The following is a 14,628-nucleotide window of genomic DNA, read 5'->3' on the forward strand; positions in this document are numbered from 1 at the left end:
GCGGGGCGGTGTCGGCTCACTTGCCGCCCACGCCCATCAGGCCGCCGACGAGGGCGCGCCGGGCCACCAGGTAGACGGCGAAGATCGGGATGCCGGAGAGGACGACCGAGGCCAGCAGGGCGGGGATGTTCACGCCGAACTGGCTGACGTAGTTGAACAGGCCGAGGGTCAGCACCCGGGGGCCGTCGGACTGGGTGAAGATCAGCGGGAAGAGGAAGCCGTTCCACGCCTGGAGCGCCGAGTAGACGACGACCGTGCTGATACCGCCCTTGGCCAGCGGGATCGTCAGCCGGAACAGCATCCTGAGCGGACTCGCCCCGTCCAGCGCCATCGCCTCGTACAGCTCCTCGGAGATGTCCCGGAGCGTGCCGACGAGCACCAGCACCGAGACCGGCATCGCGAAGGCCGCCGTCGGCAGGATGACGGCGAGCAGGGTGTCGTAGAGGTCGAGCTTGGCGATCAGCAGGTACAGCGGGACGACCACGGCCTGCGCGGGGATCGCCACGCCCAGCAGGAACAGCCGGAAGGCGGCCCCCGACCAGCGGTTGCGGGTGCGGACGACGACATAGGCGAGCGGCACGCACAGCAGAAGGACGATGCCGACGACGGCCACGGCGACGATCGCGGTGTTGGCCAGCAGATGGCCGAAGCCGCTGTTCAGGACGGTGTTGTAGTTGTCGAGGGTGGGGTCGCTCGGTGGCTTGAGGGGGTTGCCGGTGAGGGCCTTGTCCGGGCCGGTCAGGGACGCGGAGAGCATCGCGTAGACCGGGATCAGGACGACCACCAGCCAGATCAGGGCGCCGGCGCCCGCGACCGGGTTGGGGCGGCGGGTCCAGTGGCGTCGGCGGCGGGGCGGTCGGGGCGGCGCGGGCGCGGCGCCGGTGGTCTTCGTGGGGCGCGGCAGGGTGTCGTGGGACATCGCGTCACATCCCTTCGCGGGTGCTGCGCATGCCGCCGAAGCCGGTCAGCCGCACCAGCAGCAGGGACAGTCCGGTGGCGGCCAGGACCAGGAAGGAGGCGATGGCGCTGGCGTAGCCGAAGTCGTAACTGCGGAAGCCCGCCTCGTACATCAGGTACGGCAGGATCGCGGTGTCCGTGCCGGGGCCGCCCTTGGTGAGGATCAGGACCGTCTCGAAGTAGGTCAGGGAGCCCACCACGATCAGGACCGTGGACGTGGTGATGGTGTGCCGCAGCTGCGGCAGGGTGATGGAGAAGAACTGCCGGTAGCGGCCGGCGCCGTCGATGGCCGCCGCCTGGTAGAGGACCGGCGGGATCTGGCGGGCGCCGCCTTGGTAGATCAGGGTGTGCAGCGGGATGAACTGCCAGCCGCCGACGAACACGATCGCGAGGAACGCGCCGGAGGACGAGCCGAGGGTGTCCTTCTGGATGATGCCGAAGTTCGGGTCGAGCAGGGCGTAGAACAGCAGGGCGACGGCGGTCGAGGACAGCAGCAGCGGGATGAAGAAGATCGCCGACAGCACGGCCCGGTTGCGCTGGGGCCCTGCCGCCCAGACGCCGAGCAGCAGGGAGACGACCGTCTGGAACAGCCAGCTGGCCAGGGTCAGCAGGACGGTGAGCTTGAAGGACTGGGTCAGGCGCGGGTCGTCGAGCAGCTTCTGCCAGTTGTCCAGGCCCACCGGGCGGGGGTCGCCCAGGCCGTCCCAGGAGGTGAAGGACAGGTAGAAGGCCAGGGCCATCGGGACGACCGCGAAGAACGTGAAGAACAGCACCGCGGGCAGGGCCCAGGAGGCGTGCGGACGGGATTTCGCGGCGCTCACTTCAGCCCCTTGCACGCCGCCACGAAGTCGGCGGGGGAGGACTTGCCCGCGAACAGCTTGCCTATCTCCGTGTGCATCCGGGTGCCCAGCTCGTCACCGAGCGCCTGGTCCCAGGAGAGGGTGAAGGCGGGCGCGTCCTCGACCATCTTGTACTGGAAGAGCGCGTACTCGGGGTTCGGGGACTTGCCGAGCAGCAGGGCCGCGTTCGACGTCGTGGGGACGTCGCCGTTGGCGACCAGCGCCTGGGCGTACTCCTTGGACGCGCACGTCTTGAGGAAGGCGATCGCGGCGTCCTTGTTGCGGGTGCGGGCGTTGACCGACCAGTAGTTGGTGGGGTTGCCGACCACATTGCGCGCGGACCCCTTGCCGCCCTCGATCTGCGGGAACGGGGCCCAGCCCAGGTGCTTCCTGGCGAAGTCGGGGAACTTGCCGAGCTGCGTGGAGTACTCCCAGGACCCCATCAGGTGCATGGCCGCCTTGCCGCGCGCGAAGACCGCGGGAGCGCCGCCGTTGACGTACGACACGGAAGTGAACTTGGAGCCGAAGGCGCCGTCGTCGATCAGCTCCTTCACCATCTCGGCGGCCCTGAGCACCGCCGGGTCGCCCCAGCCCTCGGCGTCTCCGTCCTGGATGCGCCGGAACACCTCGGGGCCGCCGAGCCGGTCCACGAGGTACTCCAGCCACATCAGCTCCGGCCAGATGTCGGAGCCGCCGAGCGCGAAGGGGGTGATGCCGGCCCGCTTGAGCTTGGCGTTGATGTCGAGCAACTGGTCCCAGCTGGTGGGCGGTTGCAGCTTGTGCTCGGCGAAGACGGACTTGTTGTAGAAGAGGATCACCGGCTGCATGCCGCGCATCGGGATGCCGTAGTGGCGGCCCCCCAGGTCACCGGCAGACAGCACCGAGGGCAGGAAGCCGTCCCTGAGGACCGGGTCGGACTCGATGATGCCGGTGAGGTCGACGAGCTTGCCCGCCTCCTCGTACGCCTTGATGGAGCCGCCGCCCCAGTTGAAGAACACATCCGGGGCGCTGGGCGAGCCCATGGCCGTGCGCAGCTTGGGCGAGTAGTCGGAGCCGGGCACCTTCTGCAGGCGGACCTTGCCGCCCGTCTTCCTGGCGGCGGCCGAGGCGTTGAAGCGGTCGACGGCGGCCTGCTGCACCTTCACGGCGTCGTCGCCGTAGACGAAGGCGGTGATCGTGCCGCCGCCGGAGCCGGACCCGTCGTCCCCGCCGCAGGCGGCCAGGGCCGGTGTGAGCAGGGCGGCGGCACCCGCCCCGAGGATCCCGCGTCTGCTGAACGTACGGCCACCGTGGGTCGGCGTGATGGACCCCATGAGAGCACCTCTCCCGGAAGATCGAGCAGTGAGTCGGCGAAAGATTCGGATTGAACTTCGAATGTTCCGGGAAGGTATGGCGGCAGAAGGGGTCCGTCAAGACCATGCGCAGAGATACGATCGCCGGCATGACAGCTCCGGAATCCGCTGAAACCCCGACGGCGGCGCGCTCCACCCAGACCGCGACCCTTGCCGAGATCGCCCGTGAGGCCGGAGTCTCCGCGCCGACTGTTTCGAAAGTCCTCAACGGGCGGGCCGATGTGGCGCCGGGCACCCGGATGCGGGTCGAGGAGCTGCTGCGCGCCCACGGCTACCGGCGGCGGCGGGCCGAGTCGACCCGCTCCCCGCTGATCGACCTGGTCTTCCACGAGCTGGAGAGCGCCTGGGCGCTGGAGGTCATCCGGGGTGTGGAGAACGTGGCCCGCGACGCCGGGCTCAGCGTGGTGCTCTCCGAGATCGCCGGGCGGCTCACCCCCGGCCGGACCTGGGCCGACCAGGTCGCGGCCCGGCGCCCGCACGGCGTGATCCTGGTGCTGTCCGAGCTGGACGAGTCCCAGCGGGCGCTGCTGACCAGCCGGTCCATCCCGTTCGTGGTGATGGACCCGGCGGGCGACCCCGGCGCGGACGTGCCCTCGATCGGCGCCACCAACTGGCAGGGCGGCCTCGCCGCCACCCGGCACCTGGTGGATCTCGGCCACACCCGGATCGGCGCGATCAGCGGGCCCTCGCGGATGATGTGCAGCCGCGCCCGGGTGGACGGCTACCGGGCCGCGCTGGAGACCGCGGGGCTGCCGGTCGATCCGTCGCTGATCGTCACCGGCGACTTCCACCACGAGGCCGGCTACCGACTGGGCCTGGAGCTGCTGCGCCGGCCCGACCGGCCGACCGCCGTCTTCGCGGGCAACGACCTCCAGGCGCTGGGCCTGTACGAGGCGGCCCGCGAGCTGGGGCTGCGCATCCCGGAGGACCTGAGCGTGGTCGGGTTCGACGATCTGCCGGTCGCCCGCTGGGTGGGGCCGCCGCTGACGACCGTACGGCAGCCGCTGACCGAGATGGCCGAGGCGGCGGCCCGGCTGGTGCTGGAGCTGGGGCGCGGGGACGCGGGGGCGCCGACGTCGAGCCGGGTGGAGCTGGCCACGAGCCTGGTGGTGCGCAGCAGCACCGGCGCTCCGCAGGGGGCGCAGGAGGCGGCGTTGGCCGAAAGTTGACATATTGACGAGGGGGACGGGCCCCTCCACACTCCTCCGAAGCCAATCGGTTGCACCACCGAAACTTTCGGAGGCACCCGCACATGAGATTGCTCAGATCAGGCTTCGCACCCCTCGCCACCGGCCTCACCGCGCTCGCCGCGCTGCTGGTCGCCGCCCCCGCGGCCCAGGCCGCCGACGCCCCGCTGCGCGACCTCGCGCACGCCAAGGGCAGGGCGATCGGCACGGCGGTGACCGGCTCCAAACTGACCGGCACCTACGGCGAGATCGCGGGCCGCGAGTTCAACTGGCTCACCCCCGGCAACGCCATGAAGTGGGAGTCGGTCGAGCCCAGCCGCGGCACCTTCAACTGGGCCGAGGCCGACCGGATCGTCGAGTTCGCCGAGGCCAACGGGCAGCAGGTGCGCGGCCACACCCTGGTCTGGCACAGCCAGAACCCCGGCTGGCTGACCAACGGCACCTGGACCCCGGCCCAGCTGAGCACCCTGCTCAAGGACCACATCGACACCGAGATGACCCGCTACAAGGGCCGGGTCGATGCCTGGGACGTGGTCAACGAGCCGTTCAACGAGGACGGCACCTACCGCTCCACGATCTGGTCGAACGGCCTCGGCACCGACTACATCGCCCAGGCCCTCACCTGGGCGCGGGCCGCCGACCCGAGCGCCGAGCTGTACATCAACGACTACAACGTCGAGGGCGTCAACGCGAAGTCCACCGCCCTGTACAACCTGGTCCGGTCGCTGAAGCAGCGCGGCGTCCCGATCGACGGCGTGGGCCTGCAGGCCCATCTGATCCTCGGCCAGGTGCCCTCCACCCTCCAGCAGAACATCCAGCGCTTCGCCGACCTCGGCGTGGACGTGCACATCACCGAGCTGGACATCCGGATGCAGCTGCCGGCGACCGAGGCCAAGCTCACCCAGCAGGCCGGTGACTACCGGGCGGTCATGGACGCCTGTCTGGCCGTCAGCCGCTGCACCGGCGTGACGGTGTGGGGCTTCACCGACTCCGACTCCTGGATCCCGGACTGGTTCGAGGGCTACGGGGCGGCCACGCCGTACGACGAGAACTTCGCGCCGAAGCCGGCGTACCACGCGATCGCGGCCTCGCTGGGCGGCGGCACCACCGAGCCTCCGGGCGACGGCTGCAAGGCCACCTACCGTGTCGTCAACCAGTGGGGCGGCGGCTTCACCGGCGAGGTGCGGATCGACTGCACGGGGGCCGCGCTCAGGGCCTGGACGGCCAAGTGGGACTTCGGGGCGGGACAGCGCATCACCCAGGCATGGAACGCCTCCTGCACCCAGTCGGGGACGTCCGTCACCTGTTCCAACGCCTCCTACAACGGCACGGTTCCCGACGGCGGTTCGGTGACGTTCGGGTTCAACGCCTCGTGGAGCGGGAGCAATCCGGTGCCCGTGGTGACACTGAGCTGACGCGGGACAGAGAAATCTGAGATTTTCCCAAGAAAACACGGTGTGACGTTCCCGCCCGTAATGCTTCGGACGTACGTTCCTGCCCGTGAGGGGACGCGAGGGGACCACGGGCGGGGACGGGAACGAGGACGAGGACGAGGGCGCCGGAGCGGGCCGGCGGTCGGCGGCCCTGAGGACCGCCGGCCTCGTGCTGGCCGTCGCGCTGCTGCTGGCCGGCGGTGCCGCGGGCTGGGCGTACTGGCGGCTCGACCACAACATCACCGGCGTGGACATCGACCAGGCCCTCGGTGACGACCGGCCGCCGCGGGGCATGACGACCCCCTCCGCCTCCGCCTCACCGGTGCCCAGCGGCGCGCTGAACATCCTGGTGCTGGGCTCGGACACCCGCAGCGGCGCCGAGAACCAGCGGCTCGGCGGCGGCGAGGACGGGGGAGACGGCGGCCGCGCCGACACGGCGATGATCGTCCACCTCGACGCGGGCCGTACGGCGGCCACGGTGGTCAGCATCCCGCGCGACACCCTCGTCCGCCGGCCCGCCTGCCCGCTGCCGTCCGGCGGCGAGACGGCACCGCGTCGGGCGGCCATGTTCAACTCCGCCTACGCGGTCGGCGGCCCCGTCTGCGCGGTGAAGACCGTCGAGGAGCTCACCGACGTCCGCATGGACCACTACGTCGAGCTGGACTTCGCCGGGTTCGCGCGGCTCGTGGACGCCGTGGGCGGGGTCACCGTCACCGTCGAGCAGGACATCGACGACGAGGACAGCCATCTGCGCCTGGACGCCGGCACCCATCTGCTCGACGGCGAGCAGGCCCTCGGCCTCGCCCGCACCCGCAAGGGCGTCGGCGACGGCAGCGACCTCGGCCGCATAGAGCTCCAGCAGACGCTGGTGACGGCCCTGCTGGAGCGGATCTCCTCGACCAGCCTGCTGACCAGCCCCACCCGCCTGTACGAGGTCGCCGACGCGCTCACCGGCAGCCTCACCACCGACACCGGCCTGGACTCCCTCGCCGAGCTCACCGGCCTCGGCCGCAGCCTGACGGATCTGTCGCCGGGGAGTGTGCGGACGGTGACGATGCCGGTGGTGCCGGCGCCGTGGGACCGCAACCGCGTGATCGCGGACGAGCCGGAGGCGGGGCGGCTGTGGGCGTCGCTGCGGTGAGCGCGCCGGGGCGGGGGCGGGCGCCGGAAAATTCTTCCGCCGGGGCTGTCGATCCGGCCGGCCGCCGTTCGACGCACAGGTGAGAGGCGGGGAGAGACCCCGCCCGCTGCCGAGTCGAGGAGCCACCATGCCCCGCTATCTGTCCCTGATCCGCATCCAGGAGAACACCATCGACATGGAGTCCGCCGACCCGGGCTTCGAGGAGCGCATGGGCGCGCTGTTCGAGGAGATCACCAAGGCGGGCGTCATGCTGGACACCGCCGGGCTGAAGCCGACCGCCGAGTCCACCCGGATCACCTGGTCGGACGGCAAGCTGTCGTACACCGACGGCCCGTTCACCGAGACCAAGGAGGTCGTCGGCGGCTATGCGCTGATGCAGTGCAAGGACATGGCCGAGGCGATCGAGTGGGGGAAGCGGTTCCTGGAGGTGCACCCGCCGCAGTGGACGGTGGGTCTGGAGGTCCGCGAGGTCGAGGAGCCGGGGGCCTGAGCGCACGGCCGTTGTCGGTGCCGTGTGCTGTCATGTGAGATGTGACGGCACACGGCAAGCAGACGGTCGCCGAAACCCTTGAGACCGTCTTCCGGATGGAGTCCGCCCGGATCATCGCGGGCGTGGCGCGGATCGTCCGGGACGTCGGCCTGGCCGAGGAGATCGCCCAGGACGCCCTCGTCGCCGCACTGGAGCAGTGGCCGCGGGAGGGCGTCCCGGACCGCCCGGGCGCCTGGCTGACGGCCACCGCCAGGCACCGCGCCATCGACCTGGTGCGGCGCCGCGAGACCTACGCCCGCAAGCTCGCGGAGGCCGGCCGCGAACTGCCCGCCGCCGCGCACGACCCGGAACCGTCCGGTCCCGGGGACATCGACGACGACGTACTGCGGCTGATCTTCACCGCCTGCCACCCGGTGCTGTCCGCCGAGTCCCGCACCGCGCTCACCCTGCGGCTGGTCGGCGGCCTGCGCACGGACGAGATCGCCCGCGCCTTCCTGGTGCCGGAGGCCACCCTCGCCCAGCGCATCGTGCGGGCGAAACGGACGCTCGCGAAGGCGGGGGTCCCCTTCGAGGTGCCCTACGGCGAGGACCGGGCGGCCCGGCTCGGCTCGGTCCTGGAGGTCATCTACCTGATCTTCAACGAGGGGTACGCCGCCACCGCCGGCGACGACCTGCTGCGCCCCGCGCTGTGCGAGGACGCCCTGCGGCTCGCGCGCGTGCTGGCCGCGCTGATGCCCAAGGAGCCCGAGGCGCACGGGCTGGCGGCCCTGCTGGAATTCCAGGCATCCCGCACGGCGGCGCGCACCGGCCCCGACGGCGAGCCGGTCCTGCTCGCCGACCAGAACCGGAGGCTGTGGAACCGGCTGCTGATCCGGCGCGGCTTCACCGCCCTGGAACGGGCCCTCGAACAGGGCGGTGCCCCCGGCCCCTTCACCCTCCAGGCCGCGATCGCCGCGTGCCATGCGCGGGCCGCGGCCTACGAGGAGACCGACTGGCCCCGGATCGCCGCGCTCTACGGCCTGCTCGCCGCCCGCGCCCCCTCCCCGGTCGTCGAACTCAACCGCGCGGTGGCCGTCTCCATGGCGGACGGGCCCGCCGAGGCACTGGAGATCGTCGACGCCCTCGCCGCCGGCGGCGCCCTGGACGACTACCACCTGCTGCCCAGCGTCCGCGGCGACCTCCTGAGCCGCCTCGGCCGTACGGGGCAGGCGCGGGCGGAGTTCGAACGCGCGGCGGCGCTCACGCGCAACGACAGGGAGCGGGAGCTGTTGCTGCGCCGGGCGCGGGAGGTGTCGTAGCGGCCGGTGTCGTCGAGGCCCTCACAGGGGCCGTCCGATCAGCATCGTCGGGGCGCCCGCCACGCGCGTGAGGAAGACGGTCGCCGCGTTCGGCCCCTGCGGCTTGACCTTCCGGCGCAGTTCCTCCGGCTCGACGGCCGAGCCGCGCTTCTTCACGGTGAGGATCCCGACCCCGCGCTCGCGCAGCAGGGCCTTCAGCTTCTTGACGTTGAAGGGCAGCTGGTCGGTGATCTCGTAGCCGGTGGCGTACGGGGTCTCCTGCCGCTCGTCGGAGGTGACGTAGGCGATGGTCTCGTCGATCAGGCCGCCGCCGAGCCGCTGGGCCACCTCGGCGACCAGGTGGGCGCGGATGACGGCGCCGTCGGGTTCGTAGAGGTAGCGGCCGAGGGGGCGCACGGGCGGGTTGGGCAGGCCGGTGCCGTGCAGGGTGTGCGGGCCGGGGAGGAGGGTCGCGCGGACGGCTCCCGGTGCGGTGCCGAACCAGAACACGGCCTCCTTCACGTCACCGCCGTCCGAGATCCACTCGGCCTCGGCCGCGTCGGGGATCGCCTCGTGCGGCACGCCGGGTGCGATCTTCAGGGCGGCGTGCGGGGCCTTCAGGGCGGCCGCCACGGCCCAGGACAGCGGCGGCGAGTATGCCTCCGGATCGAAGATGCGGCCGCGCCCGCCGCGTCGGGCGGGGTCGACGAACACCGCGTCGTGAGCGGTCGTGTCGACCTCCGTGACATCCGCCTCGCGCACCTCGATCAGGTCCGCGAGCCCGAGCGCCTCGGCGTTGGCGCGGGCCACGCGCGCGGTGAGCGGGTCGCGGTCGACCGCGAGGACGCGGATGCCGGCCCGGGCGAGGGCGATCGCGTCGCCGCCGATCCCGCAGCACAGGTCGGCGACGGAGGTGACGCCGAGATCCTTCAGCCGCCGCGCCCGGTACGCCGCCACGCTCGCCCGCGTCGACTGCTCGACCCCGTTCGGCGTGAAGAACATCCGTGCCGCGTCCTCGGCCGCGAACTTGGCCGCCGCCCGCTGCCGCAGCCGCGCCTGGCCGAGCGCAGCCGACACCAGCTCGGCCGGGTGCTCGCGGCGCAGCCGGGTGGCGACGGCCAGCTCCTGCGCGGGGTCGGTGCCGCGCACCTCGTCGAGGAGAGCGCGGCCTTCGGGGGTGAGGAGGGCGTCGAGGTCGTTCACCGGGTCATTGTGGGCCAGTCGGTGGATGGTGCGCCCGCGGTGGCGGTGTCGGCGGGGGTCGGGGGCGGGGGGCTGCGAGGATCCGGCGCCATGGGAGTAGTAGGACAAAACGATAAAAATGCGGCGAAGGGGTGCTCGGTCGGGGGTGACCGGGGCGCTCCTGACGGTGGGTCCGGTGGGGAGGGGCGGTCCGGTGGGGAGGGGCGCTTCGGTGGCGACCGGCGGTCTGGTGGGGACGGGCGGTCCGGTGTGGAAGGGCGGTCCGGCGCGGACCGGCGGTCCGGTGGGGGAGGGCGGTCCGGTGGGGACCGGCGGTCCGGCGCGGACGGGCGGTCCGCTCCGGGCGGTCGGGATGAGGGGCTCGGCGGGGCGGACGGGACGGCCGGGGACGGGCCTCGCGGCCGGGACGCGTCGGCCCGGCGGACGGGGCGGCCCCGGCGGGTCCGTGTGGTCGCGCGGCTTCGGCAGGTGCGTGGGCTGCGGGCCCGCGCCGCGCTCGCCGTGCTGGCCGCCGCCGCGGTCGCCTCGGGGTGTGCCGAGGGAGCCCCCCGTCCGAGCGGTCAGGCGCGTCCGGCCCCCGGCCAGCAGCCGCCCCTGAAGGCGCCCCCGGCCCGCGCCCTGGACTCCTACGCCACCCGGCTGCAGGCGGAGTACACCGCCCGCAGGGCCGCCGCGAGACGCTGGGGCCTGACGAAGGTGCCGCTCATGGCCCCCGCCCCACCCGCCCGCAAGCCCGTGATCCGCACCCGTGAGGGCTTCGAGGTGGACGGCCACGAGGCCCTGGGCCTGCCCCCGGTCTTCACGACGGTCCCCACCACCCGCAAGATCGTCTTCCTCACCATCGACGACGGCGCCGAGAAGGACCCGGCGTTCCTGCGCATGATGAGCGACCTGAAGATCCCCTACACCGCGTTCCTCAGCGACTACCTCGTCAAGGAGGACTACGGCTACTTCAAGCGGATGCAGGACCGCGGCACGGGCCTGCACAACCACACCCTGCACCACCCGTTCATGCCCGGACTGTCCTACGACCGCCAGAAGCGCGAGATCTGCGGCATGCAGGACGTCATCGAGAAGCGCTACGGCACCCGCCCCGTCCTCTTCCGCCCGCCCTTCGGCAGCTACAACAAGGACACCCTGCGTGCCGCGAGGGCCTGCGGCGTGAAGTACGCCCCACTCTGGAACGAGGAGGTCTTCGCCGACCGCTGGGAGTACCGCGAGTGGGACCGCAGCCTCCACCCCGGCGACATCGTCCTCAGCCACTTCCGGGGGCGGGACGACTGGAAGGGCACGATGCCCGACATGATCCGCCGGTTCCTGAAGAAGGTGACGGACGAGGGATACGCGGTGGCGCGGCTGGAGGACTACCTGTGAAGGTGCGCGGGCTGATCGCGGGCGCACTCGCCGCGGCCGCGCTGCTGACCGGCTGCGCCCGTCCCGCCGAACCGGCGGGACGGGCGCAGGGCGCGGTGGGCGGGGGCACGGAGGGGGAGGGATCGCCGGCGGGCCGGCGCACCGCCGCGGCCGTCGCCGGGGACTCCCGCGCCCCGGAGCCGGCGTACCGCCGCTGGGGGCTCGCCGCCCCGCTGCCCGCCGCGCCGCAGCCGGTCCGCCGGCCCCGCCCGGCGGCACCCGGCGTCCTCCCGCCGGTCGTCGAACGGGTGCCGACCCGCGACAAGGTGGTGTTCCTGACCTATGACGACGGCGCCGAACGCGACCCCCGGTTCGTCGACCTGGTCCGCGAACTGCGGCTGCCGGTGAGCCTGTTCCTCACCGACAGCGTCGTCGGCCCCGGCTACGCCCACTTCGCGCGGCTGCGCGCGGTCGGCGCGAGCGTGCAGAACCACACCCTCGACCACACCGTCCTGCGCGCCCTGCCCTACGCCGGACAGCGCGCCGAGATCTGCGGCCAGCAGGAGAAGCTGCGCGCCCGCTTCGGCATCAGGCCCCGTCTCTTCCGGCCGCCCTACGGGGCGTACGACACCACCACCCTGCGCGCCGCCGCCGACTGCGGGATCGCCGCGGTCGTCCGCTGGAGCGCCACCGCCGTCGGCACCCGGGCCCCGTCGGGGCTGGGCCCGGGGGTCATCGTCGCGCTGCCCTCCGACGACCCCACCGCCCCGCCGCTGCGGGACCGCACGATCGCGGTGCTGCGGGAGATCCAGCGGCTGGGGCTGACGGTGGGGAGGCTGGAGGACTACCTCTGACGCCACGGCGTCCGCGTCACGGGGAGCACCGGCTCCCGAAGCACGCTCACGACCCGCGGTCGCTCACGACCCGCGCTCGCTCACGACCCGCGGGTCGCTCACGCCCCGCGCTCGCTCAAGATCCGCCCCGGAAACGCTCGCGTCCGCCCGCCGCGCCGCACGGCCATTGGCACTCCGCTTGACCGAGTGCTAATCGCGGTCATAGTCTCGGCTCTGGCACTCCCCACTGGAGAGTGCCAACAACGCGACGGGCAGGTCCGGCACCCGCGACGACGGATCGACCTGGTCGCCACCTCAGACAGTTAACCCCGTGAGATCTCCGAAGGGGGAGGTCGGATCGTGACGACCGCCAGCTCCAAGGTTGCCATCAAGCCGCTCGAGGACCGCATCGTGGTCCAGCCGCTGGACGCCGAGCAGACCACGGCCTCTGGCCTGGTCATTCCGGACACCGCCAAGGAGAAGCCCCAGGAGGGCGTCGTCCTGGCCGTGGGCCCGGGCCGCATCGAGGACGGCAAGCGCGTCGAGCTCGACGTCAAGGTCGGCGACATCGTCCTCTACAGCAAGTACGGCGGCACCGAGGTGAAGTACAACAACGAGGAGTACCTCGTCCTCTCGGCTCGCGACGTCCTCGCGATCATCGAGAAGTAGTTCACCCCGCTTCTTCCGAAGCACCTTTGCTTTCCACTGCGCCCCTGGCCCCAGCGACCGATAAGTAGCCGGGCGCCCGGGGCGCAGTGTCTTTACCCCAGACTTTCCGAGAGGGCTCCCGCTGCCATGGCGAAGATCCTGAAGTTCGACGAGGACGCCCGTCGCGCCCTCGAGCGCGGCGTCAACAAGCTCGCCGACACCGTCAAGGTGACGATCGGTCCCAAGGGCCGCAACGTCGTCATCGACAAGAAGTTCGGTGCTCCCACCATCACCAACGACGGTGTGACCATCGCCCGCGAGGTCGAGGTCGAGGACCCGTACGAGAACCTCGGCGCCCAGCTGGTGAAGGAGGTGGCGACCAAGACCAACGACATCGCGGGTGACGGCACCACCACCGCCACCGTGCTCGCCCAGGCGCTGGTGCGCGAGGGCCTGAAGAACGTCGCCGCCGGCGCCTCCCCGGCCGCCCTGAAGAAGGGCATCGACGCCGCGGTCAAGGCCGTCTCCGAGGACCTCCTCGCGACCGCCCGCCCGATCGACGAGAAGTCCGACATCGCCGCCGTCGCCGCGCTGTCCGCCCAGGACCAGCAGGTCGGCGAGCTCATCGCCGAGGCGATGGACAAGGTCGGCAAGGACGGTGTCATCACCGTCGAGGAGTCCAACACCTTCGGCCTGGAGCTGGACTTCACCGAGGGCATGGCCTTCGACAAGGGCTACCTGTCGCCGTACTTCGTGACGGACCAGGAGCGCATGGAGGCCGTCCTGGAGGACCCCTACATCCTCATCAACCAGGGCAAGATCTCCTCCATCCAGGACCTGCTGCCGCTGCTGGAGAAGGTCATCCAGGCCGGTGGCTCCAAGCCGCTGCTGATCATCGCCGAGGACGTCGAGGGCGAGGCCCTGTCCACCCTCGTCGTGAACAAGATCCGCGGCACCTTCAACGCGGTCGCGGTCAAGGCCCCCGGCTTCGGTGACCGCCGCAAGGCGATGCTGCAGGACATGGCGATCCTCACCGGCGCCACCGTCATCTCCGAGGAGGTCGGCCTCAAGCTCGACCAGGCCGGTCTGGACGTGCTGGGCTCCGCCCGCCGCGTGACCGTCACCAAGGACGACACCACCATCGTGGACGGCGCCGGCAAGTCCGAGGACGTCCAGGGCCGCGTCGCCCAGATCAAGGCCGAGATCGAGAACACCGACTCCGACTGGGACCGCGAGAAGCTCCAGGAGCGCCTCGCGAAGCTGGCCGGCGGCGTGTGCGTGATCAAGGTCGGCGCCGCCACCGAGGTGGAGCTGAAGGAGAAGAAGCACCGTCTGGAGGACGCCATCTCCGCGACCCGCGCCGCGGTCGAGGAGGGCATCGTCTCCGGTGGTGGCTCCGCGCTGGTCCACGCCGTGAAGGTCCTGGAGGGCAACCTCGGCAAGACCGGCGACGAGGCCACGGGTGTTTCCGTCGTCCGCCGCGCCGCCGTCGAGCCGCTGCGCTGGATCGCCGAGAACGCCGGCCTGGAGGGCTACGTCATCACCTCCAAGGTCGCCGAGCTCGACAAGGGCCAGGGCTTCAACGCCGCCACCGGCGAGTACGGCGACCTGGTCAAGCAGGGCGTCATCGACCCGGTCAAGGTCACCCGCTCCGCCCTGGAGAACGCCGCCTCCATCGCCTCCCTCCTGCTCACGACCGAGACCCTGGTCGTCGAGAAGAAGGAAGAGGAGCCGGCCGAGGCGGGCCACGGCCACAGCCACGGCCACGCCCACTGACGCACCTCGTCACCCGAAGGCCCGGCACCCCGTCAAGGGGCGCCGGGCCTTCCGGCTTCCCCGCAGCGGCGCCGGGCCCTGCGGTGTCCGGCCTGGCGGTGCGGGCCGTGCGGCGTCCGGCCGGCGGTGGCGGCCCGTG

The 14,628-nt window shown here is 72.0% G+C and carries 13 protein-coding genes; 9 read left to right on the forward strand and 4 right to left on the reverse strand.

Annotated elements, in window-relative coordinates; translation table 11 throughout:
- Positions 1-16: 16 nt before the first annotated feature.
- Genes ACSU6M_RS20725 through ACSU6M_RS20735 form a run of 3 tightly spaced genes read right to left on the reverse strand, consistent with a single transcriptional unit; the run spans position 17 to position 3,109 of the window.
- On the reverse strand, positions 17-919 hold the full coding sequence (locus tag ACSU6M_RS20725; protein WP_437071238.1) for a carbohydrate ABC transporter permease: 903 nt from the start codon (positions 917-919) through the stop codon (positions 17-19).
- Between the two features lie 4 nt (positions 920-923).
- On the reverse strand, positions 924-1,778 hold the full coding sequence (locus ACSU6M_RS20730; protein WP_437071239.1) for a carbohydrate ABC transporter permease: 855 nt from the start codon (positions 1,776-1,778) through the stop codon (positions 924-926).
- Positions 1,775-3,109 (reverse strand): ABC transporter substrate-binding protein, encoded by a 1,335-nt coding sequence (locus ACSU6M_RS20735; RefSeq protein WP_437071241.1) that lies wholly within the window; start codon positions 3,107-3,109, stop codon positions 1,775-1,777. The genes ACSU6M_RS20730 and ACSU6M_RS20735 overlap by 4 nt, the downstream gene beginning before the upstream one ends.
- A gap of 128 nt (positions 3,110-3,237) precedes the next feature.
- Here ACSU6M_RS20735 and ACSU6M_RS20740 point away from each other — a divergent pair, with 128 nt between their 5' ends.
- From ACSU6M_RS20740 to ACSU6M_RS20760, 5 genes are all read left to right on the forward strand, one after another.
- Positions 3,238-4,317: a LacI family DNA-binding transcriptional regulator gene (locus ACSU6M_RS20740; RefSeq protein ID WP_437071243.1), complete on the forward strand. Its 1,080-nt coding sequence runs from the start codon at positions 3,238-3,240 to the stop codon at positions 4,315-4,317.
- Between the two features lie 83 nt (positions 4,318-4,400).
- On the forward strand, positions 4,401-5,750 hold the full coding sequence (locus ACSU6M_RS20745; protein ID WP_437071245.1) for an endo-1,4-beta-xylanase: 1,350 nt from the start codon (positions 4,401-4,403) through the stop codon (positions 5,748-5,750).
- Positions 5,751-5,835: 85 nt separating this feature from the next.
- Entirely contained in the window at positions 5,836-6,909 is a 1,074-nt protein-coding gene (locus tag ACSU6M_RS20750) for an LCP family protein (protein WP_437071247.1), read from the forward strand.
- A gap of 127 nt (positions 6,910-7,036) precedes the next feature.
- Complete coding sequence (locus ACSU6M_RS20755; protein ID WP_437071249.1) at positions 7,037-7,399, forward strand: YciI family protein; 363 nt, start codon at positions 7,037-7,039, stop codon at positions 7,397-7,399.
- A 95-nt stretch (positions 7,400-7,494) separates the two neighbouring features.
- The gene (locus ACSU6M_RS20760; protein ID WP_437075262.1) at positions 7,495-8,697 is read left to right on the forward strand and encodes an RNA polymerase sigma factor; all 1,203 of its coding nucleotides are present in this window, start codon (positions 7,495-7,497) and stop codon (positions 8,695-8,697) included.
- 21 nt (positions 8,698-8,718) lie between these two features.
- Here the strand turns inward: ACSU6M_RS20760 and ACSU6M_RS20765 are convergent, their stop codons facing one another.
- Positions 8,719-9,879, reverse strand: coding sequence for a class I SAM-dependent methyltransferase (locus ACSU6M_RS20765; RefSeq protein ID WP_437071251.1), 1,161 nt, complete (start codon positions 9,877-9,879; stop codon positions 8,719-8,721).
- A 477-nt stretch (positions 9,880-10,356) separates the two neighbouring features.
- Between ACSU6M_RS20765 and ACSU6M_RS20770 the strand changes: the two genes are divergently transcribed.
- The 4 genes from ACSU6M_RS20770 to groL all read left to right on the forward strand — a co-directional run bounded on the left by ACSU6M_RS20770 (position 10,357) and on the right by groL (position 14,489).
- On the forward strand, positions 10,357-11,253 hold the full coding sequence (locus tag ACSU6M_RS20770) for a polysaccharide deacetylase family protein (RefSeq protein ID WP_437075264.1): 897 nt from the start codon (positions 10,357-10,359) through the stop codon (positions 11,251-11,253).
- Positions 11,250-12,086 carry a polysaccharide deacetylase family protein gene (locus ACSU6M_RS20775; RefSeq protein ID WP_437071252.1) on the forward strand — a complete coding sequence of 279 codons (837 nt, stop codon included), beginning with the start codon at positions 11,250-11,252 and terminating at the stop codon, positions 12,084-12,086. Before ACSU6M_RS20770 ends, ACSU6M_RS20775 begins: the two co-directional genes overlap by 4 nt.
- Before the next feature lie 339 nt (positions 12,087-12,425).
- The gene (gene groES, locus ACSU6M_RS20780) at positions 12,426-12,734 is read left to right on the forward strand and encodes a co-chaperone GroES (protein ID WP_437071253.1); all 309 of its coding nucleotides are present in this window, start codon (positions 12,426-12,428) and stop codon (positions 12,732-12,734) included.
- 126 nt (positions 12,735-12,860) lie between these two features.
- Positions 12,861-14,489, forward strand: a complete 1,629-nt coding sequence (gene groL / locus ACSU6M_RS20785) for a chaperonin GroEL (protein ID WP_437071254.1) — start codon at positions 12,861-12,863, stop codon at positions 14,487-14,489.
- Positions 14,490-14,628: the final 139 nt, after the last annotated feature.

This window comes from Streptomyces sp. enrichment culture (assembly GCF_964272895.1).
GTDB lineage: Bacteria > Actinomycetota > Actinomycetes > Streptomycetales > Streptomycetaceae > Streptomyces.